A 21,275-nucleotide genomic window follows, 5' to 3' on the forward strand; every position below is an offset into this window, starting at 1 on the left:
CGATCACCTGGACATTTCAAGATCATCTTTCGACGGCAAGACCGGGAAAGGGGCATGTGGCTCCCGCTGGTACCAGAAGACCACTGAGGATATGTCTGATTTCTGGGGAAGGTAACGTCCATCGTGTCGCCAGCCGAGGTCCTGTATGGTAACCTTCAAATCCGTTTCGAACCGTATAGGATCAAGTATATGCCAACGGTACATGCCGAAAGCCTGTTGTGCAGTATACAAACCATTGGGCCTGATTACCTGGTGCAACCCGGCATAGGCTGTTGAAAACTCCTGGTATTGTTTTGTTTTTTGATTTTCAAAATTGTAAGATCCGCAGAAGTAGTCTTCAGTGCCGGTTCCATTGATGGTGGGAAATTGATTGTCGCCATCCATAAAAAACTTTATTTCGCCCTCACCCCACCAACCATTGTTGTTCACGTTCCAGGCCATGTAGGTTCCAACATATTGGCCTTTGCCCTTAATACCATCCACAAGTGTATACAGCGAATTTGTTGTTGGGTTTGCCCTGCGGAACTGCGCATGAAAATAGGCCTCGTCATCGCCTATTCCCGTTAGTGTATAGTCAATCTGGTAGTATAAGCGCATGGGATCTCTTTTGTTGATGTTTTCCAGGGTGACCCTGCACTTTTTTCGAAACGGCATTTTCCAATAACAGTTGAAAGCGCTTCCCGGGTTAACCGTAACAGCCAATGAGTTTAGGGGTGCAAATTCATTAAACGCCATTCCGTAAAAATCGCCCACCGGTACTTCCACCGATGGTGTAGTTTCATCATCCCAGTAAAAGCGGAGAATCGAAAAACGCCAGTTCCCTGTTGGCGTCATCCAGATGTGTTGAATAGCACCCGGGCCTTCCATTTCGGCAATCGTAATGGTTTCGCCACCCCGTACTTCGATAAATGGGTTTACTTTCCAGCCCTTCCCCAGCGTATGTGCCGCCGGCGCTGCGTTTGCTACATTTCTTTTACCACTATCGGCTTTTGGATCGGCCATGCCTCCGCGGCCTTTTGCACCGGTAAAGTTCTCGGGACTTATTGAACGTGTTTTTGCATCTGATAGCCTGGAGAGGTTGCTCATGTTCATATCGAGACCGTTGAAACTTGCGGGTTGGCCTGTGGCAATACAAACACACAGGACAAGAAAAGGAGTAAGTAGTTTTTTCATATTCAAATGGCATTGGTTTAGGCAATCTTTAGCTAGCTTCCTGGCAGGGGGGACATCATGAAAACCAGAAACCACGCAGCCTGTTAGATCGAGAAGCTTTGAGGCGGGTTTCCTGCAATAACCTGTACTACTAATTTAGTAATTCCGCTTAGATGAAAACCAATGATTTTATACCTGGGTTAGATCAGGCTGCGATACCATTACTGGTTAAACTATGCAACAGATCAGCATTGATTAAACATGAAGAAAGCAGGTGATTGTTTTGAGCAAACTTTTCCCCGCAATACCCTAATGGCGATGCTGAGCGCTTTGAGCATGTTTTTACCTATTAACGGGATTGTGCCCAGTTATTAACGGCCTCAGGATGGTGTGCGTACATGGAACTGCTTTTGTAATTTGAACAGGGTGTCAGATGCAGAATAGTCTTTATCAGACTTCTTTGATGGTAAGACCTTTTGCAGGGTTGCGAACGGCTGCCATGGAAAGATGGGGTACAAGGGAGTGACACAACCACAGTTGCACGGAGATACGATGCCGGCTCCAAAAAAAATGCTAATGGTTAACGGGATCGTTTTAGGTGTCGGCACCAGGTTATACCCTGTTGAGTGGCTGATCTGTTCACCGGAGACTTTGGGTTGCCTGAACAGTTCAGCATGGTAGGTATTTTAAGGATGTGCTAAATAAAGAATTATGAAAAAGCTGATTGTAGTAAGTTTTGCGGGGATTTTCGCACTTGGGTTCACCGCCTGTGGATCGGGCGAGTCGGGTACGAACTCTACAAATGATACGAGTAAGGTGCCGCCGGCAGTTAAAGATACAATGGCGGTTGTTCGTCCACCCATTATGGACAGCAGCAGCGTTCAGAAAACAATGCCGACCAGCGACGATAACGTGATCATGCCCGACTCAGCCGGCCATACCAAATAGCCGGTTGAGTCGCACGGTCTTGTAATCGCGTTATCGTCATCAGTCGGGCTTGCTTATTCGTTCTCCGTAAAGTTGATGTGCTTGTCGGTATTGGCATCCTGCGGACTGCCAAGCGCCGGATCCTGGTCGTTGTTTTTACGCTCTTCACGCATTTCTTTCCATTGCTGGCTGGCAAGCCCATGTTCGCCGGTTGTTTCAGTCGATGTGCCGCTATTATCGTCGCGGAAGTTTACGTGTTTTGTGGTGTTCGCCTCTTGTGGGGTACCCAATGAAGGATCCTGGTCGTTGTTCATTCTTTCTCCCTGCATTTCCTCCCACTTTTGCTTCGTTGTGTTCTGATCTTTTTCGTTGTTTGCTAAATCATTGTTCATGATAATGGTTGTTTTAAGCAGTTTTTCACCGTGAAAACACCGCTGATTTCGAAAGAAAAATAGTTTAAATTTAAACTTCCAAACCTGTGCCACCTGTATTCTCCCGGGGTCAGTTCTTCATTGGCTGGCATGCGCTGGCAGGAAATGCTGGGTTGCAAGGGACCTACCTGACGCTGTAAAGTTGATGATATGTTTAATTATGACTTTTCGCCTGTAAGAAAAGATCTGGTGGATTTAAGCAAGAAGCTGCTTGCTGAAAAATGCATTGATCACCGGAAAATACCGTTTGTAAAAGTTAGAAGGGACGATCTTGAGGTAACTGCATGTTGTGATAAGTTTATGTCGCATTTAGAGGCGATGATCGAGGAGGAAAAGAAGAAGTCCAATCCTCCGGGACCCCTAATAAAAAGGAAGGTGTTGGTTGTCGACGATGAAGTTGACTTTGGTGCGCTCATGCGGTTCTACCTGGAGAAAAAAGGTTGTGAAGTAGATGTCTGTACGAACCTGAAAGATGCCGATGAATATCTTGAAGAAAACGAACCTGATATAATTATCGTTGACCGGTTTTTTGCTGAGCAACTGAGAGTTCCCGATAATGATAAAGCGAAGATTTTTGTTACAGGGGGAAAGAGCCTGACTAGTGGTGGCTTTGATCTTTGGTAGTATCATGATGTACCTGCTCCCACAAATTAGAATTCCTTTGTAGACTAGCCATCACGACATCGTTTATCAGCGGTGGTAAAGGCAAGTATTATTGAGTAATTTTCTTTGCCTTCGTCGTGACTCATAATTTTCCGCATTTTCTTTCACCGACACGATCACCTTCAATAGCCGGTTTGACTTCAGATCTCTTACAGCTTTGTTGCTTAGATTAGGAGTATTCGTTTAACGCAAGGCTCAACGGAGTGCAATTGGCTTTTTTAATACAACAACTAAAATGTTGTTTTTTGAATGTAGCGCTTAAATCATTCTACTGCTGCGCTCCTAATTCCTTCTTCGTTTAGCGTGAGTCCTAAATGCTGGTTAAGTGCTAAGACTTCGCTGCTTCTTTCTTTCAACGATCTTTTGTACATTTCTGTAATCACCTTTAATCGAAAAATGCAGTGATGCAATTGCTTCGTATTCCAATCCAATAAAACATTCTGCCGGAACATGCGATACCAGATTTTACTTGCCGGTTTGCTCATGCTCGCAACAAATGTTTTATCACAAATGGGCAACCGCTCACGTCTTGAGGTAAATGAATTTTCGCAGGGTACATCGGGCAACAAGGAATACATTGAATTGATTGTTGTTGGCCCGAAGGATTGCATCGACACCACCATGAATATTGCTCACTGGATCGTGGATGATCAGAATGGTTGGTTCGCACAAGGCGCAGGTGCTGCTATCTCCGGGGGTCATTACCGGTTCCGGGACACTGTAATCTGGCACAATGTTCCAATTGGTGCGATGATCGTTATTTACAACGACGCTGATAAAAACACCAACCCCGGTTTTCCACCTGATGATCCACTTGATAGCAACAGTGATGATGTTTATGTATTGCCCATAAGCAGCCCCTTGTTGGAGTACAGCACACTACCCGCAAACGGTTCCACAACACCCATAAATTATAGCGGCCTTTCGTACACAAAAGGAGCCGGAACACCGGATCCTCAAAATTGGGCAAGGATCGGTTTAAGGGATGATGGAGATGCAATCTTAGTGGTACGGCCCAATGCGATCTTCAGCGATCCGGCCGGATGGTTTGCCATTGGTTATTACTCCATGCCATTTTTTACCGGACCTGCTGTTTTAACGATTATATTAACCCTTCCGTCGGGTGACAATGTTGTAAGGGCTACCTGGTATTTTGATGAAGCAAGTGGCAGACATGATGCAAACACTGCATGGAAAACAGGGCCTGCAGGCAGCCTTGTTGAAACGCCCGGGTTGCCAAACAGTATAAACAATGCAGCGTGGATCAGCGCTGTTCGAAAACATCCGGGTCGCAGCTCAGATATTTGGGTTACCCCGGCATCGGCTGTAACCTGTTCGATGACCCCGGTTTTACTAGCGGCGCATAATGGCGCAAACAGCAATACATGGAAGTGGTCGCCGGCAGTTGGATTATCTTCAACAACCGGCGCTTCTGTGTATGCAAATCCGGTTTATACTACTACGTACCAACTTACCGGTACGGATACAACCAACTGCCCGGATACTGCTTATGTAACCGTTACGGTTTTATCTTCCCCACCCGTTGCACCGCCATTGCAGACTTTTTGTTTAAACAGTGGCGCGACAGTAGCCCAACTTACCGCTAACGGGGAGGCTATTAAATGGTATGCTGACCCGGTCGGAAGTACAGTGCTACCAGGCTCAACACCGCTGCAAAGCAAGATGTATTATGTGAGCCAAACCACCAATGGTTGCGAAAGCACAAGAACCCCGGTTCAGGTGTTGTTATCGGCACCTGCGGCGCCTGAACTGGTTGCTACTCCGCCTACCTGTTCCATACCGCTTGGTGCAATCACCGTTCGCTCACCGGTAAGCGAAGCAATCACCTATCGACTGAATGGTGGTGCAAGCCAGCCGGTAAATGTATTCAGCGGTCTCTTACCCGGAACCTACCGGGTTGAGGCTGACAGCAGTGGATGCAAGTCGCCACCGGGTTTTGTGGACATCTTACCCGTGGCCAGCACACTTGAGCTTACACTGACGACTACCGCTGCATGCGCCAAAACCGGCGCAATCATAGCAGTAGCAAAGAATGGAACGGCACCCTATGTTTATGCCCTCGATGGGAACAACTTTAAACCTTCCGGTTTATTTGAAAATGCCGGCGAGGGGGCACATGTTGTTACCGTCAGGGATGCGGGCGGATGTACTGCCTCATCGCAAATCAACGTGTCGGGTAGTAATCGGTTTAACCTAAGACTTGTATCCTCAACACAAACCGTTTTCGAAGGAGAGCAAGTGTTTTTACAAGCACTTGCTTCCGTAAAATGCGACATTACTAAATGGTTTCCTGAAGTACTCTTCTCGCGGCAATCTGCCAGTCAGCAAAACTTTGTTGCAACAACTTCCGTGAATATCGGGGCCATTGGAAAAACTCCCGATGGATGTGTCGACACCGCATATTTTCAGGTTAAAGTTCAGCCTCTTGCTGACATTTATATTCCATCCGCTTTTACGCCAAACGGTGACGGAAGAAACGATGATCTGCGTTTGTTTGGCCCCGCATCCACTATAACCTGGAAGATCTATAGCCGGTATGGTAAGCTCGTTTTTGAAACGAGGGATAAATTTAAAGCATGGGATGGGACCGTGAATGGAATGGCACAGCCAACAGGGGTTTACGTGTTCAGCTTGCGGGCACAAAAACAAGCAGGTGGGGAGTGGTTGCAAAAAACGGGTACGATTACGCTAATGCGGTAGCCACCAGGTCTCGCGTGCAAATGCAAGCGATAACAGCAACGATTAGAGTCTCCAGCATTGTACTGTAAGATCAGGCTTCATTGGGTGACTGAATATCCCACTATTCTGTTCTAAGACTTTTTACCGGGTTAACCACTGCAGCTTTAATCGCCTGAAAACTGATTGTAAGTAATGCGATGAGGATGGCCAGTATTCCTGCCGCAGGAAATATCCACCAGTGTATTTCGGTACGATAAGCAAAGTCTTGCAGCCACCGGTATACTGCATACCACGCTATTGGTGAAGCAACGATAAAGGCAATCATTACCAGCTTCAGAAAGTCTTTAGATAATAATCCTGTGATGTTTAACACAGATGCGCCAAGTACTTTCCGGATGCCGATTTCTTTTACCCTTTGTTGAGCGGCAAAGGTTGCGAGCCCAAGCAAGCCGAGGGAGGCAATTAGGATACCAAGTACAACCAGGCTTGTAAATACTTTTTGGAAGCGCCGCTCCGCCTGGTATAATGAGGCAAAGGAATCATCGAGGAAGCTGTACTCAAAAGTTTTATCCGGGTAAATTCCGTTCCATTTTTTTTCGAGTTGGGCAATCGTCGCAGTGATGTTTGCACCACTGAGTTTGACTGCGAACGTTCTCGATTGTCGTGGTATATTAATAAAGGCAAATGGTTTGATCTTGTTTCGCATGGAGGTAAAATGGAAGTCGTTTACAACGCCGATGATATTCAGATAATAACTGGTGTCGGCATCTGTGCCCCAAAGCAGTTGTTTGCCCACTGCTGGAAAACCGATCGACAGGTCGCGTACTGCTGTTTCATTTATTACGATACTGCCGATGGTTTGATCCAGGGGACCAACTGCTCCACTGGTCATGGTATCTGATGGAAAAGCTTCGGAAAAGCCCCGGCCTTCCCTGAATGTCATCCCCAGTACATCGAACAAGTTGTTACCGGCAACAAGAAAGTTTACGAGCTGCTCGTTAGCTGAACCGCGTGCCCGCATTTTGCTGGTGGAGTTTAGTGATGCCACCATACCCGAAGCAAGCGCGACCTTTTTCACCCCGGGTAATGCTGCCACTTCGTTGTAAAAAGCATCGCGTTTATCGGCACTGATATTTCGTCCCTTGTTTATCACAAGAACCTGGTCGGTGTTTAAGCCAAGCCTTGCCGACTGTATGTATTCCATCTGTTGAGCAATCACCAATGCGCCAATGATTAATACAATGGAGATGGTAAACTGGAGTACAACGAGTGCCTTCCGTAAGCTCAATGCACCCTGCTCTTTAAGTTTAAAGCCTTTGAGCACCGTTATAGGCTTGAAGGAGGAGAGGTATAGCGCAGGAAAAAAACCTGCGAGTAACCCAAGAACGATTGTTGCCGACAGCAGGTAAACTACCAGGGAAACATCATCAAGCACCTGTAAGCTTTTACCCGTAAGCTCGTTTACAAACGGGGCAATTACCAATGCCATTACCACTGCGATGAGTGCCGCAATCATGCAGGTTACAACAGACTCCACCAGAAACTGCCGGATCAGCGACTCACGCAATGCTCCCGCAACTTTTCGCACCCCGATTTCTTTAGCGCGCGCTGAGGCTTTGGCGGTTGAAAGATTGATGTAGTTAATTCCTGCGATAACCAGGATAAATAAGCCAATCAGGCTAAACACATAAACGTAAAGCTGATCACTATTTGGTTCGAGTTCCCATTTCAGGTTTGAATGAAGGTGAATATCGGTAAGGGGTTGAAGATAAAAGATGTTGGAGCCGTCTTCCTTATCATTCCGTTTATAGAGCTCCTGTATCTTATCGGTAAGCCGGCCGGGATCGGTGCCGGCTTTTGTTTTTACATAGGTGTAGTCGTTGTAGCCACCCCAATTGGCATCAAGCGAATAAGGGAGTTTCCGGTAGGAAGCGAGGTAATCAAAATGGAAGTGGGTGTTTGCCGGAATATCTTTAAGAACACCCGTTACGGTAAGACTACCAAAAGGGCCGTCGATCTCCAACACTTTTCCCATTGGGTCCTGTTTGCCGAATATCTTTTTTGCGGTGCCCTCGGTTATAACAACTGAGTTAACATCCGAGAATACGGTAGCCTTATTTCCCTGGAGAAAAGGAAAAGTGAATACATCAAAAAAGCTGCTGTCTACCCGGTAGACTTTCTCTTCTGAAAAACGTTGATCGCCATATTTTACCAGGTACTTGGTACCCCAGTTTGGCCGGATGCGCGTAACGGATACAACCTCCGGCATTTCCTTTTGCATGGCCGGGGCAAGGGCAGCCGGTGACGTGGCATCCGGAAGGCGGCTGCCATCATCGTTTACGAAATCTTTTACCACCCGGAAAACCCGGTTTGCATCATTGTGAAAACGATCATAGCTAAGTTCGTCACGGATGAACAGGAAAATGAGCAGGCTACATGCTATACCAAGGGCAAGGCCGAAAATGTTGATAGCAGAAAAAGCCTTGTTTCTCCAAAGATTTCTCAAGGCGACCTTAATATAGTTTTGCAGCATGCGGATCGGTAAGTTTCACCTTAAGGTCTGCATTAATCAGGAGAGTAAAATCCGGTACGGGAAGGATGGTTGATTTTGCTGATAAACCGCGGCTAAATGGATCTTTTACGGTGTAGAAAACTTATACCTGCTTTTTGTTCCGGATCAACTATATGAGATGGTACCCAATGACACAACCGGGAACTCCGATAACATTAGGAAGCTTGTTCGAGCACCGAAAATATGTTGCCGGCCGGATCTTTGAACCAGGCGATTTTGGGTCCGCCACCGCGAAAGATATTGTCTGCATCTGTCTTGAAGTTTGGAAGGTCGTATTGTTCAAATACAATTCCCCGGGCTTTTAATTGTTCCACTGCTTTTTCAACATTTTCTACGGGAAAGTTTAGCACGGTGAAAGTTGCCGGGGTATGGTTGGGTTTCGGGTAAACGATAATGGGTATGCCCCCTTCAATGTGGAGTTCAAGAATGCCCATCGGCCCTTCAACAACCGTTAGTCCAAGTACAAAGCTGTAAAACTCCTTTGCCTTCTTAATATCATGTACTGAAAACCCGCTAAATGCCTTAGTGTTTTGAAACATGTTATTGATTTTAGGGTAAGCAATACTTTATCTCGTTTATAAGCACTTTACCTTGATTGCCGCTCTTGGTATATGGGATTGAACTATCCTGTAAATTAAAACTTATTCATTGTACCCGTGTGGTTCATATGCCCGTGCAGTAATGAATTGGCAGATTTCCTTTAGCTGCCGCAAATGTCTTTGTGTATGGTAAAGCATAAATGCAATTGACTCTAACCGGCTAAGGAAGCCATATACCGGTATTCAAAGGCCATACAGATTTTAGCCAGGTCTATATTTGGAACCAACGCGGTAACCCCCGTACGAAGCAGGTGCAAAGCTTGTATAAGTTCCTCCTTGTTATAGTAAGTATCAGGAGGCTCAACAAATTCCGGTGATTTCATTTTGATGCTGAAATTTAAAAAGTCATTTTTTATTGCAGGGATGAATTCTGCCGGGTTCCTGTTTGCTTCCGACACGGGCCCATTGATAACCTCGAGAAAACCACTATTGGAAAGTACCAGGTGTTGACTGACTTGGGCGGGGGTCCAGCTACCGTGGAAAGGACAAGTATTTAACTGCGCTTCGTTGAGTGAGCTAACCTGGTTTATGAGTTCACTAAGCGAGTCCAGGAGATCTGTCGTGATTTGCTTTGAATCCATACCGTCGATTTTGAGATAACGAAATGCAATGAAAGGGTGGGTGCCTACACCAATGGTTTAATCGGATCATGGAAGACCGGCAGTAAAGCATTACAGCAAACAAAAGAGTTGCCTGGTAAACCGGCATGTAGCCAATTGAAGCGGCAGGAAATTGCGTGGCGCCCAAGTGGTTAATTCTGGAAAAGCGGGTAGGCCGCACTTAGCTGTTTCCACGTTGCCGGCGGATCATCAGGTAGCACTTCGGCCTGGAAGCCGAAATCTTTCAGCAGGATAATCAATTCATTTGCCTGCACCGGGTGACTTCGGCATTCTACCCTTAAAATCTTATCGCAATCATCAAGATCGAAGCTCGCCCGATACGCAGGAAAGCTCCGGTGTATCTCGTCGATCAAGATGTTTGCAATAGCGCGTTTCTGAACATTGGTTTTAAATACTTCTACCATTTTGAGAGGTTTTGATCCTGTAAAACATTGGTTTACGAAGATGCGGTTTCCGGCGTGACCTGCACCGGGTTAGTTTACTGCGCGATGCAGAGCACCTGCACCAGGACTAATTTGATGGGATTTCTTCTTACCAAATAAGTAGTCGAGTGAGTATCTACCACTACCAAGAATAAACACCGGCAAACACAATAGCAGGAAAATAAAGGCAAGTTGCTTTACATCAAATGGATCATTAGCATGTGCGATAAAGTAGGCTACGATCATGGTTATAAACACCGGTATAACAGCAAGTCTTGTAAGAAGACCCAGTACTATCAGGAGACCGCAAAAGAATTCTGCAAATATGACCAGTATCAGCGACAGCTTAGACCCGATACCAATGATGTCGCCAAACATGGGCAATATCTGATCGTAGCCGATGATTTTTCCATAACCATAATGCACGAACATGCCACCAAAAATTAAACGTAACAACAAGGTGGCAACATCTGTGTTCAGCGACGAATAACGAAATAGACTTTTCATGATTGGATATTTAATTGTTCAGGTATAATTGGATTACGGTGAGAATTTTTTAGTGCAAGCTCATCAAGGTGTGCAGCTCTGGTTGATCTTAGCTTTCGTACGTGATATCCTCGGCAAACCGAATTTGTTGGAGAACGTTGTGATCAAGCCTCCCCAAACTATGAGCTGCAAAGAATGGAAAAGTGTTCCACCCAGGTTCAATAGATTATATAAACGGTTAACTTCTTTTTTGCTTTTATCATTCTTAGAATTCGCAACATTGGTATCCCTGGAATCGCCGCGAAAACCAACTATACCAGTAACCAAGAGAAAAGAAATTATTGGTTAAACATTGAATGCATAACCTGGTCGTGCATGCGGATCGGACATAGTGCAGCCACCGGTGTATCAACAACAATGTGTACAACCATCCCGCCGCCCAGACATGCTTTCGAGATTGACATGCTTTCCCACGATTGCAATTAAAATTCAGGTATGGACTTATTTGCTGCAGGGTTAGCCGGGTTGATTCGACTCGTAACTTACCATCCATTGAACGCCAAACTTATCCTTGCACATTCCAAAGTAGGCACCCCAAAATGTTTTTTCGAGTGGCATATTTAGTGTTCCGCCGTCAGACAAAGCAGCAAACACCCGGTCTGTTTCCGGCTCATCAAACGTACTAATGCTGATGTTAAAGTTTGTTCCAAACGTTACTTCGCCGAAGGCCTGCGGCACATCGCTGCCCATCAACAGGTTTCCATTACCAATGGGTAGTGAAACGTGCAGGATCTTTTCTGCTTCGCCTGCATGAAGCTGCGTTTGCGAGGGTGCATCTTTAAATCGCGACATCATTTTAAACTCACCCCCAAACACGCTACGGTAAAAGTTGAATGCCGCTTCGGCATTGCCATTAAAGTGGAGATAGGGATTAATCGTAGGCATTGTTGTATTTGTTTGTTAACTGGAATTGTTGTTTGTATTACAGCGGCATCTAGGCGGGGTTTACGGCTGCGGGATCCATCCAAACAATTTCCCAAAGATGGCCATCGAGGTCCTGGTAAGCATGAGAATACATGAAGCCCATATCCTGCGGTTCGCGGTAAGTTGTTCCGCCTGCGTCAATCGCTTTGCTGATCATTTGATCTACAAGTTCTTTGCTGTCGGCAGACAAACAGGTGATCGCTTCAACGCTCGTTTTTGTATCGGCGATTTCTTTTGTGATAAACGATTTGAAAAATGGCCTTACCAGCAACATCACGTAGATGTCTTCCGAGATGATCATACAGGTTGCATTTTCGTTGGTGAATTGCTGGTTGAAAGTATAGCCAAGCTTTGTAAAGAATTCAATAGAATTATTGAGATCTTCGACAGGTAAATTGAGAAACATTTTTGTTGCCATTGTGCCTTTGTTTTTGTGTGGGTTAATTATTTATCTATGATGTTTACCAGTTCATTCATAATGTTTTCGAGCTCCGCTTTTTGACTATTCACTTCCTCCGTATTATGTAGGTAAACCATCCGGCGCCCAATGTAATCGCCGGTTAAAATGGCCGAAGAAATACTTTCGATAGATGGATGATGAAACACAATATGAACATGATTCTTTGCCCTGGGATTGAACGTTGCCATGTCTTGTTTGTAATAGAAACTCGGAGCGTTCCACTTTACCCTTTCCCTGATCTTTTTGTTTGCATGTAATAAGATGTCGCGGATTACTGCTATCTCGGCTTTGAGTGGGTGTTCCAGATTTTTCATATAAGCATCTACCTGATCCGTTCCATTGATTACCGCCTTTTTCATTTGTGCTTTTGTAGTTTAGGTCAGGACTTTTCAAGAATTCCCTTTAGGGTTGCGAGGCTGGTTTCCATATCCTTTCCGAGCATCCCATCGATAAAAAGGTTCATGAAGTTCATGGGGTAGTTATTCTGTCCCTTCATTGCCCATTTTACCTTTGTTTGATTTTCGGTTACCGGTTCCGTGCGCATGTAGGTGGTTGCGATACCCTCAAATGGTTTGATAAATCGGATCTCCATATCCACCTGTTTGCCATAGGTAATTGATTTGATTTCCTGTTCTCCTTTTCCAGCGTTCTTATTTTCACTATCCCAGGCATATACAAAACCAACGGTTCCGTCGGTTCCTTTAAACTGCTTGTTCATTGCCTGATCCGTCATAACCCATTTACTGTAATGGTCCTGGTTTTTGATGTGGCGGATGTATTCAAATACCGGCTCAGTTGGCTTGTTAATGGTAAGCTCCCGTTCCACGGTATATTCCTTTTTTACAAACAGGGCGATTACCAGCGGAATGGCAATGAGGATCAGAATGACGGCAACGATTTTCCGGAAGACTTTCATGGCGAAGGGTTTTAGTTTTTTGTACTTATTTGCTGTTGTAAAGCTAGTACCAATGTTTAGCTTGTCAAGGGTGTAAAAACGACAATGAAGGGGCATTATGCGACATTGGTTTCTACGTTCTATTGCCTTGATAAAACTCCCGGTGCAGGAGCGCATTCTATAGCTATTTGATTTTCTGCAATGCTGTAAAGGTGTTCAGGTAAGGTGTATCGAAGAACCTATTGTATACTATAAAGTCGTTTATAAGACAAGGTGAGGGTTAGGTAACATGCCAGATTGCACACCCTGGTTATGCTGTTTGGAAGATTAGAAAACGCGCGATATAAAGCGACGACCTGGCTTAACAAACTACAATGAACGATCCTGCTTCATAGCCAACAACCTCATTGTTTAATTGCCCCCTGCCAACATTTCTATTGCCTTGTCGATCCGTCTTTGTCTTGTAGCCGGGGTTTTTGCACCATCTATGGCAAGTACATGTTGCAGTTGATGGCTGTACGACATTTTATCGAACGCTGTTTTGGCGGCCATGTTGTTGTTGAGTGCTTCTGTAAAATCTGTGGGCACGTTTACTTCCCGGGGTTCATTGTCGATGACCACTTCAACGGTTATCTTGTCACCAGCCACGATACGAGCAGCGGTTCGGTGTTCGGCGCTAACAGGTAACATATAGCTGCCATTCCGCGGTCCTATTGTTGAACGGTAAGTATAACCATTGATGGTAACCTGTACTGCCGGGCGCTTACTACTTCCAAGTGCGGTAACAACATCTGCAGGTACTTCGAGGCCAGTTGCTGTTTTTCCATGTAGCTGCAGGGTTGCTTGAAACTTCATAACAATTTATTGATGGTTAGACAGGCTGCCAGACAACCCTGCAGACAGTTCCGGTCAAGGATTTACCTGCAAGTGCAAGCAGGAATAAACGTTTTGTTTGCTAATATATACGAAAGCCATTCGTTGCGCAATAGCTGGTGCATAAAACGTAGGAAAGGTTGAACGTTCGGCTGTTCATTCAAAGAGCGTGGCGGTTGTTTGGATTTTGTCGCCTGTTTTCCAGGTCATGGGTAGGAGGCGGTTAACGCCTCACCCTGGCTGTTAAAGTAAAACCGTATTTACATATAGTTCATGGCGCTATAGCCGAGTAACCTGCGCCATAATGCAATTTGCCCGATGCAGTTTGCTTCGCGATAGGTGATAAACGAAATGAGCTCGTAGAAGCTCATGTTCATACCAGGCATTGCTATGGTCCGATCCAGTTGTGTGTCGGTTGCCCCGGCCATTGCTTTACGAAGAATGGGCGTGATCAGCTTCCAGTCTATTTTAAATTGTTCGAGCGATGGATAGATAACGTCGTCCTGTATTCCTTTGTTATCGCAGAACAGCTCATAGGCAGATTGTTTTCTTTCGATACCCAGGTCTTTCGCCAGTTCGAATCGTTGTTGAACAAGACTGCCCGTCAGCCAGGCAACATGGTTGGCTTTCGTGTTAAGCCGGTTGTGTGCATCGGAGTCTTTGATACCTTCAAGCGCCCTTGGAAAAAAATCGGTATGCATGTCGTAGAGCGTTAACAAGGCATATGTACGGGGGGTGGCGGTTGTTGTTTCCATAAGGCTGTTGTTTTAAAATGTTCATACAAACCTACTCGCAAAAGGCCGCCCTTTTGAGGGGTAAAAACGGCAATGAGGGAGGTTGATTGCGCCAACAGATTTGCTTACATTTGAAAGATGAAGCACATATCCATCCTTGTACCCAAGGGGGCAATTCTAGGAAGCCTTGAAGGTTCCCGCCAGTTGTTTACACAGGTAAATGAGTTCTTTAAAGCGAGGGGAGAAGCACCGATATTTCACGTGCAGTTGGTGGGACTATCAAGAGAAACTCCGCTGACCGGTGGTTTGTTTACCGTTAACACCGACGTGGTGATAGATGACGTAGCCAAAACCGACCTGGTCATTATTCCTGCGATTGATGGCGAAATCACGCAGGCTATAGAAAAAAACAAGGATTTTCTGCCGTGGATCACAAAGCAGTACCAGGGTGGTGCCGAAGTCGCAAGTCTTTGCCTGGGTGCATTTCTACTAGCTTCAACGGGCTTGCTTAAGGGAAGAAAATGTGCAACACACTGGATGGCGGCAAATGATTTTGCACGTATGTTTCCTGAGGTTACCCTGGTGAAAGAAAAAATTATTACTGACGAAAACGGGATTTACTCCAGCGGCGGGGCGTTCTCTTACCTCAACCTGATATTGTACCTGATTGAGAAATATGCGGGTAGGGAAATTGCCGTTTTATCAGCCAAGGTTTTTGCCATTGAAATCGATCGTGGAAGCCAGTCGCCGTTTATGATCTTCGAAGGCGAAAAGGGCCATGCCGACGATGCCATCCGGCAGGCACAACTGTATATAGAGAAAAACTTTGAAAATAAGATATCCGTGGACGACCTGGCTTCAATGCTTGCCTTAAGTCGCCGCAACTTCGAGCGCCGTTTCAAAAAGGTTACCTCCAATACCGTGGTGGAGTACATTCAAAGGGTGAAGATGGAAGCGGCCAAACTCAGCCTCGAGTCGTCGATAAACAATGTTAACGAGGTAATGTATAAAGTAGGCTACTCCGATCCAAAGGCGTTTAGGATAACGTTTAAAAAAGTCACGGGTCTTTCACCCATGCAATACCGTAATAAGTACAACCGGGCGATTGCCTGATAACGGCGTGTTGGAACCAGGATAACACCGGTTCTGCCGACAAATGTTTGCCTGGTGTTGAGACGCAATTTGTTTGTGAACCATTGTAAAAATGGAATTCATGATGCAAAGTCGTTTCGTTCAGCAATTCTTCTTTTTTGGACCCAACTACAGGACATCTATGGAATATGGTTGCCCGCTGGCAACAGGTTGGCAACAGTCATTTCTATTGCTTTCAGTCATTTGCAAGGTACCCGGGGATAATAGTTCAATTCTCTGCGAACTTTATTAACGATGATGTGTACTTGACGAAGGCATTTAGTATGTGCGGGTAACTTGTTTAACGGATAGCTGATCCCCAATGATATGCCCGTAAAACGGAGCGTCGCTCCCCGACTGGTGCAACCGGGCGGGGAACCAAAGCTTCCCGGCTTTCTCCCGCCGGTTCACAAAAATTAACTAAAAGCATCAGGCGTTTTCCAATGATTTTCACTCTCTATTGAAGCTTTCGGATAATTAAATTAATTTAGATGCCTAACCAATGGATTATATGAAAAAACAAGTAAGGTTCGTAAGTTATTTCTTTGTGTTCCTCGTTTTTGTTGGCTGCCAGAAGGACAAGATGGACACTCCGCCGACCGGCAGTGAGCTGTTTGTGTCGGCTACCAGCATAACCACTATTCCAAAAACACTTTTACAGGCCCAGGCGGTAACTGCCGGCTATGGTCAATTTGTGTCGCAAATTAAGTATGATGTCGACTTCCGTAAGATCATCTACAAAACAAACTATAAGGGCAACCTGATTAATGTCTCCGGTTTGCTGGCTATTCCCAAAAATTTTCCGGGTACCCCTTCGATGCTAAGCGCGCAACATGGAACGATGTTTAAGTATACAGAAGCACCATCGAATTTTCCGGCTGCTTTCACCGGCTTCGAACTATTTGCAGCGGGCGGCTTTGTTACCGTGATACCCGATTATATTGGCTTTGGTGTTTCAACAAATGTTAAGCATCCTTATTACGATATGCAACTTTCCGGAACAACGGTTGTGGACATGATAAAGGCCACGAAACACTACCTGGAGACCGAAAAAGTTGCGATATCCAACAGGCTATTCCTGGTGGGATACTCTGAGGGTGGCTACGTGACCATGGCCGCACAAAAAGAACTGGAAACGAATAATGCCAGTACCCTGCCCATTTCTGCGGTTGCTGCCGGCGCAGGGGGCTACGACCTTACTGGCATGTTGTCGACGATTGCCGGTGCGCCCACCTACGCCAGCCCGGCATTCCTGGCCTTACTGCTGCAATCTTACAATACCACTTACAACTGGAACCGTCCATACAGCGACTTTTTTAAAGAACCATATGCATCAAAGATTCCAGCGTTGCTCGATGGCTCTAAAGACCAGGCACAGGTAAACAGCGAACTTACCACAACAACGTCGGCCTTATTCAACCCAACATTTTACGCAAACCTTACGGTGCCAACAGCCGAAACCACGTTGAAGCAGGCACTTACCAACAACAGCTTTTTGACCTGGGTGCCAAAAAGCCCGACGCGGTTGTATCATGGTACAAACGATGAAGCTGTTTTTTATAATACCACGGTAAGCACTTTCAATCGCTTTAAGGCTGCCGGTGCAAACAATGTTGAGTTTTTCCCTATTCCCAACGGCACCCACACCAGTAGTATTGAACCGATGATGTTGAATGCCTTGCCCTGGATGTTATCGCTTGATAAATAGTCGGGGTTAAAACCGGGTAAGCAACCGGTCGCATGCTGCTGCATACACCTGGTGTGCACCTTTTTCAGTAATCTCCTTAGCCGCCTGTTCGTTCATGCCATTTGGCGTGGCTGCATGGGCGGCTAATTTTTTAAAGTCGATTGGTTGTTGTTGTTGCGCCATATGGGAAAGCGACTGAAACAGGTCGGCAACATATTGGTGCGCAGTCTCTGCTGCTACCCCATGACTGATGGTCCATTTGCTTAGCTCGTAAAGAAGGTGATAATAAGGCGAGATCAGGCCGGTTAACGTCCAGATGGCGTGCAATTCGGCTTCGCTGTTTACTAGCAACGGTTGACCAATGTAACGGAAAAGTTCAGCGATTTGTGGGCTGATGTTAAAGAGTGGGATGGGGCAGTTGTGGTAAACTACCGATGGTAGTGGGATGGCCCTGCCAACCCTGGTGGCAGGTTGTACCGCAGCAAATAAATCAGCTTGCTTAAGCAGTGGAACAAAGGAAATCACCTGCTGGGCCGAGCTGAAACGCAGTTCCGAAAGTACAGCTAACGCCACCGGAGGCCGAACAGCAACAAACACGATTTCTGCCGCATCAACCACGGCCTGGTTCGTAGTCATCTTCTGTACATTCGGAAATGCTTCAACAAGGGCGTTTGCAATGCCGGTATTACGCGGCGAAACGAAGATTTCAACCCCAGCTACTGCTGATGTACAAAAGCCCCGAACAACGGCGTCGGTAATTTTCCCCGTTCCTATAAATCCGAGTTTCATTTCAGTTATTGTTGGTAAACCGTCTCAAGTTAAACCAGCGAAGGATATTGTTCTTGCAACGAAATGACCGGTTGTAGCCAGATCGTACCGGTTTAATCCAATACGCCTGGCTGCGACCAATAACGGATCAATCAAACAATCAATTGTTACCATAACACCAATTTCGCAATCAAGTACTCCGGGACAACGCAACAATGATGGTTTTTTCGGTTCCCAGCATTTGACTTTGGGCGACTTTGGTTGCCCGCCCGGTTGCTCCAGTCCTACCGTGTACACACATCTTTATTTTATAGCTTTGAGTAAAAAGATACATTGACCATTAACTTTCAAGGAGCGATAGACAAGCGTTTGGAGATGCGTTGCAGGAGTTTCTCAAGTTCACTACTAAGAAACTTTACCAGCAGTATTCAGCGTGTATCGAAGGATCGAGCTGATCAGATTGGCAATTACCGGTTTTTGCATAATCATCGGGTAACAGAAGGCGATCTTGTTAAGGAGCAGCAGAATCGTTGTTGTCGTTTATCGGAGGATAAAGTTGTTGTGTGTATTCATGATAGTAGTGAGGCCAATCTTTTTACCCATAAGGATCGCTTAAAGCCTAATAGTGGGCTGGGCTTTATCGATGCAGAGAAGGGCGGTGTGGGCTTTAAGATGCATTTGTCCTTGGTGCTGGATGCCAAAAGTTATTATCCGTATGGGATGGCCAACATAAAGTTGTGGCAGAGAGATAAGAAGGTCGATTTGACTCATGAAGAATCGAAGAGGTCACCAATTGAACAAAAAGAGTCATATAAGTGGATTGAGGGAAGTCAATGTAGCAATGTGACATTGCAGAAGGCTGCTTCTATTATTCATGTTCAGGACCGTGAAGGTGATATATACGAGCAAATAGCAGATTTTAAAAACGACAATCGGGAGTTTTATATTATCCGGTCCAGATGTGAAAGAAAGATAGAAGAAAATGGATGGCTGTGGGAGCAATTATCAGCCTCACCTATGATTGGTCAGTATCAATTAAAGATAGACGGCGACAGTCATGGTAGAAAAGCCAGAGAGTCATTAATGGAAGTGCGGGTGTTGACAACAAGAGTCAAACGTCCGGCCAAGAAAATAAAAAGCCTGCCCGAATACAGCGCTGTGATAACAGCCATAGAAACCCGGGAAGTTAATCCGCCTAAAGATTCTGATCCCTTAATTTGGAGGCTACTGACTAATTGCAAGATTGAAGACCTTGCTGATGCTTTGCAGGCAATCCAATGGTATACAGCAAGATGGTTTATTGAAGAGTTGTTTCGACTGGTTAAAAAGGAAAACTTTGATATTGAAAGTAGCGAACTAGAAAGTGGTTGGGCATTGAGAAAGCTTACGCTGATGGCTATAGATACAGCCGTTAAATTATTCCAGTTTCATACAGCAATACAATTAGAAGAGGGAGAAACAGTGGAAAGCGTAAGCTCATTTTCAGCAGATGAATTCAGCTGCCTTACTGCGATTGGCTTACAAATGCAGGGAAAAACAGAAAAACAAAAAAACCCCTACAAAACTAGAAGTGCAAAATGGGTTATGTGGATACTAGCCCGCCTTGGAGGATGGAAAGGATATCAATCCCAAAGAAAACCAGGGTTAACAACAATCCTGGAAGGACTTACCAAGTTTTACGATATATACAAAGGATGGGTCATCGAAAAAGATGTGTGTACACGGTAGGCTCCAGTCGGATGGGCGACGCTCCGTTTAACAGCAATCCGTTGTTCAGCCTTCCTCCCCAATAGCTGAATACCCACCACCTCAATTTGCAATCCGCAATCCGCCCATCCGCAATCCACCAATCCCAATACCTGAATACCCAATACCTAAATTCCCAACTCCCAATCCGCAATCCGCAAATCCGCAATCCACCAATCCCAATACCTCAATACCTTAATACCTCAATTCCCAACCCCCAATCCCCAATCCACCCATCCGCAATCCACCAATCCCAATACCTCAATACCTTAATACCTCAATACCTTAACACCCAAATCCCAATCCCCAATCCGTCAATCCGCAATCCGCCAATTTTAATAACCAATATCCACCTACGGATTAGTCGACCATATCGACGCATCTTTTACAAAGACCCGCCGGTTCAGCTTCAGTTGTGCAATCATCAGTTCGGCAAAATCTTCGGGGTGCATCAGTTTGTCTTCGTTGTTGTTGATGAGGTTGGCGCTTTTAGCGAGATCGGTGACCACAGTGCTGGGCGCCATAGCAGTTACCCTGATGTTGTGCTTTCTTACTTCCTGCATCAGCGAATCGGTGAGCCCCATGACGCCAAACTTTGAAGCACTATAGGCACTGGTTAGCGGACTTCCTTTTAACCCGGCAGTAGAGGAGATATTGATGATGTCGCCCATTTTTCTTTCAATCATTTGGGGCAGTACCGCCCGGGTCACATAATAAACCCCAAATAGGTTTACCCGAACCATTTGCTCCCAAACTTCGGGTTCGAGTTCGAGAAACTTGCCGAATGATGCTATACCTGCATTGTTAATCAGGATATCGATTGGTCCCAGTGCATTTGCAATGTTTTGAACAGCTGTGTTCACAGAATTGATATCGCTGACATCCGCAGTTGCAAACGCGGTTTTTCCACCTGCGCTTTTTATTTCTTCGGTAAGTTCAAGCAGGTCGCCCTCGGTACGTGCGATTACACCGACCGATACTCCTTCATTTGCAAGTGCTTTTGCCATAGCGCGGCCTATTCCCTTACCCGCACCGGTAATCAGTGCTGTTTTTCCTTGTAGTGATTCCATGATATCTTTTTTTGAAGCGTTACCGCGTTTATGAATGATTGCTTACCTGCACAAGAAATGAACCAGCATCGGTGATCGTATGGACTTCGGGGCAGCCTCATTTACAAACAGGCTGAAAATTTATGCGTTTGTTAGATCAGTTCACTGATATCATCCCCCGTTATCCCGATACAAGCCAGTGTTTGGAAGGATGCTCCCGCTACAAGGCCGATGAACCGGCACAATAACCATTTGATTGCGCTTATCAAGCCGCAAAGTTATTTGCTCAGCCCATTTCGTTTAACAGCTCCTTTACAGATTTCTACAGAATTGCTTCAGAACCGGCTCGTAAGATTGTATTCGTAAAGCAAACAAT

21 protein-coding genes are annotated in these 21,275 nt (G+C 45.6%); 6 read left to right on the forward strand and 15 right to left on the reverse strand.

All coding sequences use genetic code 11. The features are described from left to right. Positions 1 to 3: 3 nt before the first annotated feature. Positions 4 to 1,173, reverse strand: a complete 1,170-nt coding sequence (locus EXU57_RS20110; protein ID WP_133270052.1) for a glycoside hydrolase family 172 protein — start codon at positions 1,171 to 1,173, stop codon at positions 4 to 6. Between the two features lie 690 nt (positions 1,174 to 1,863). On the opposite strand from EXU57_RS20110, the gene EXU57_RS20115 reads away from it, so the two are divergent. Continuing rightward, positions 1,864 to 2,100 (forward strand): hypothetical protein, encoded by a 237-nt coding sequence (locus tag EXU57_RS20115; RefSeq protein WP_133270053.1) that lies wholly within the window; start codon positions 1,864 to 1,866, stop codon positions 2,098 to 2,100. A 53-nt stretch (positions 2,101 to 2,153) separates the two neighbouring features. On the opposite strand, the gene EXU57_RS20120 is transcribed toward EXU57_RS20115, so the two are convergent. Continuing rightward, positions 2,154 to 2,471, reverse strand: coding sequence for a hypothetical protein (locus EXU57_RS20120; protein WP_133270054.1), 318 nt, complete (start codon positions 2,469 to 2,471; stop codon positions 2,154 to 2,156). Between the two features lie 189 nt (positions 2,472 to 2,660). Here EXU57_RS20120 and EXU57_RS20125 point away from each other — a divergent pair, with 189 nt between their 5' ends. Together EXU57_RS20125 and EXU57_RS20130 are read left to right on the forward strand one after the other, a co-directional pair. Beyond that, the gene (locus EXU57_RS20125) at positions 2,661 to 3,134 is read left to right on the forward strand and encodes a response regulator transcription factor (protein WP_133270055.1); all 474 of its coding nucleotides are present in this window, start codon (positions 2,661 to 2,663) and stop codon (positions 3,132 to 3,134) included. Between the two features lie 489 nt (positions 3,135 to 3,623). Further along, a complete protein-coding gene (locus EXU57_RS20130; RefSeq protein ID WP_133270056.1) occupies positions 3,624 to 5,894 on the forward strand; it encodes a gliding motility-associated C-terminal domain-containing protein in 2,271 nt (756 codons plus the stop codon). 100 nt (positions 5,895 to 5,994) lie between these two features. On the opposite strand, the gene EXU57_RS20135 is transcribed toward EXU57_RS20130, so the two are convergent. From EXU57_RS20135 to EXU57_RS20185, 11 genes are all read right to left on the reverse strand, one after another. Then, entirely contained in the window at positions 5,995 to 8,406 is a 2,412-nt protein-coding gene (locus EXU57_RS20135) for an ABC transporter permease (RefSeq protein ID WP_133270057.1), read from the reverse strand. A gap of 194 nt (positions 8,407 to 8,600) precedes the next feature. Continuing rightward, positions 8,601 to 8,984: a VOC family protein gene (locus EXU57_RS20140; protein WP_133270058.1), complete on the reverse strand. Its 384-nt coding sequence runs from the start codon at positions 8,982 to 8,984 to the stop codon at positions 8,601 to 8,603. A 212-nt stretch (positions 8,985 to 9,196) separates the two neighbouring features. After that, positions 9,197 to 9,625 (reverse strand): DinB family protein, encoded by a 429-nt coding sequence (locus EXU57_RS20145; protein WP_133270059.1) that lies wholly within the window; start codon positions 9,623 to 9,625, stop codon positions 9,197 to 9,199. A gap of 170 nt (positions 9,626 to 9,795) precedes the next feature. After that, the gene (locus tag EXU57_RS20150; protein ID WP_133270060.1) at positions 9,796 to 10,068 is read right to left on the reverse strand and encodes a hypothetical protein; all 273 of its coding nucleotides are present in this window, start codon (positions 10,066 to 10,068) and stop codon (positions 9,796 to 9,798) included. Between the two features lie 69 nt (positions 10,069 to 10,137). Beyond that, positions 10,138 to 10,593 carry a DoxX family protein gene (locus EXU57_RS20155; protein ID WP_133270061.1) on the reverse strand — a complete coding sequence of 152 codons (456 nt, stop codon included), beginning with the start codon at positions 10,591 to 10,593 and terminating at the stop codon, positions 10,138 to 10,140. 495 nt (positions 10,594 to 11,088) lie between these two features. Next, positions 11,089 to 11,517: a VOC family protein gene (locus tag EXU57_RS20160; protein WP_133270062.1), complete on the reverse strand. Its 429-nt coding sequence runs from the start codon at positions 11,515 to 11,517 to the stop codon at positions 11,089 to 11,091. 49 nt (positions 11,518 to 11,566) lie between these two features. Next, a complete protein-coding gene (locus EXU57_RS20165; protein WP_133270063.1) occupies positions 11,567 to 11,974 on the reverse strand; it encodes a VOC family protein in 408 nt (135 codons plus the stop codon). A gap of 26 nt (positions 11,975 to 12,000) precedes the next feature. After that, the gene (locus tag EXU57_RS20170; protein WP_133270064.1) at positions 12,001 to 12,375 is read right to left on the reverse strand and encodes a DUF1801 domain-containing protein; all 375 of its coding nucleotides are present in this window, start codon (positions 12,373 to 12,375) and stop codon (positions 12,001 to 12,003) included. Positions 12,376 to 12,395: 20 nt separating this feature from the next. After that, complete coding sequence (locus tag EXU57_RS20175; protein WP_133270065.1) at positions 12,396 to 12,932, reverse strand: SRPBCC family protein; 537 nt, start codon at positions 12,930 to 12,932, stop codon at positions 12,396 to 12,398. 390 nt (positions 12,933 to 13,322) lie between these two features. Next, entirely contained in the window at positions 13,323 to 13,766 is a 444-nt protein-coding gene (locus EXU57_RS20180; RefSeq protein WP_133270066.1) for a YdeI/OmpD-associated family protein, read from the reverse strand. Between the two features lie 278 nt (positions 13,767 to 14,044). Further along, positions 14,045 to 14,539, reverse strand: a complete 495-nt coding sequence (locus EXU57_RS20185) for a DinB family protein (protein WP_133270067.1) — start codon at positions 14,537 to 14,539, stop codon at positions 14,045 to 14,047. A 117-nt stretch (positions 14,540 to 14,656) separates the two neighbouring features. On the opposite strand from EXU57_RS20185, the gene EXU57_RS20190 reads away from it, so the two are divergent. Continuing rightward, a complete protein-coding gene (locus EXU57_RS20190; protein WP_133270068.1) occupies positions 14,657 to 15,631 on the forward strand; it encodes a GlxA family transcriptional regulator in 975 nt (324 codons plus the stop codon). A gap of 529 nt (positions 15,632 to 16,160) precedes the next feature. Further along, complete coding sequence (locus EXU57_RS20195) at positions 16,161 to 17,357, forward strand: alpha/beta hydrolase family protein (RefSeq protein ID WP_165958215.1); 1,197 nt, start codon at positions 16,161 to 16,163, stop codon at positions 17,355 to 17,357. 6 nt (positions 17,358 to 17,363) lie between these two features. Here the strand turns inward: EXU57_RS20195 and EXU57_RS20200 are convergent, their stop codons facing one another. Then, on the reverse strand, positions 17,364 to 18,125 hold the full coding sequence (locus EXU57_RS20200; protein WP_133270070.1) for an NAD(P)-binding domain-containing protein: 762 nt from the start codon (positions 18,123 to 18,125) through the stop codon (positions 17,364 to 17,366). A gap of 312 nt (positions 18,126 to 18,437) precedes the next feature. On the opposite strand from EXU57_RS20200, the gene EXU57_RS20205 reads away from it, so the two are divergent. After that, positions 18,438 to 19,832: an IS4 family transposase gene (locus EXU57_RS20205; RefSeq protein WP_133270071.1), complete on the forward strand. Its 1,395-nt coding sequence runs from the start codon at positions 18,438 to 18,440 to the stop codon at positions 19,830 to 19,832. 371 nt (positions 19,833 to 20,203) lie between these two features. Here EXU57_RS20205 and EXU57_RS20210 read toward each other — a convergent pair whose 3' ends face one another. Continuing rightward, positions 20,204 to 20,920, reverse strand: coding sequence for a 3-ketoacyl-ACP reductase (locus EXU57_RS20210; protein WP_133270072.1), 717 nt, complete (start codon positions 20,918 to 20,920; stop codon positions 20,204 to 20,206). Between the last annotated feature and the right edge of the window lie 355 nt (positions 20,921 to 21,275).

The organism is Segetibacter sp. 3557_3 (genome assembly GCF_004354985.1).
Lineage (GTDB): Bacteria > Bacteroidota > Bacteroidia > Chitinophagales > Chitinophagaceae > Segetibacter.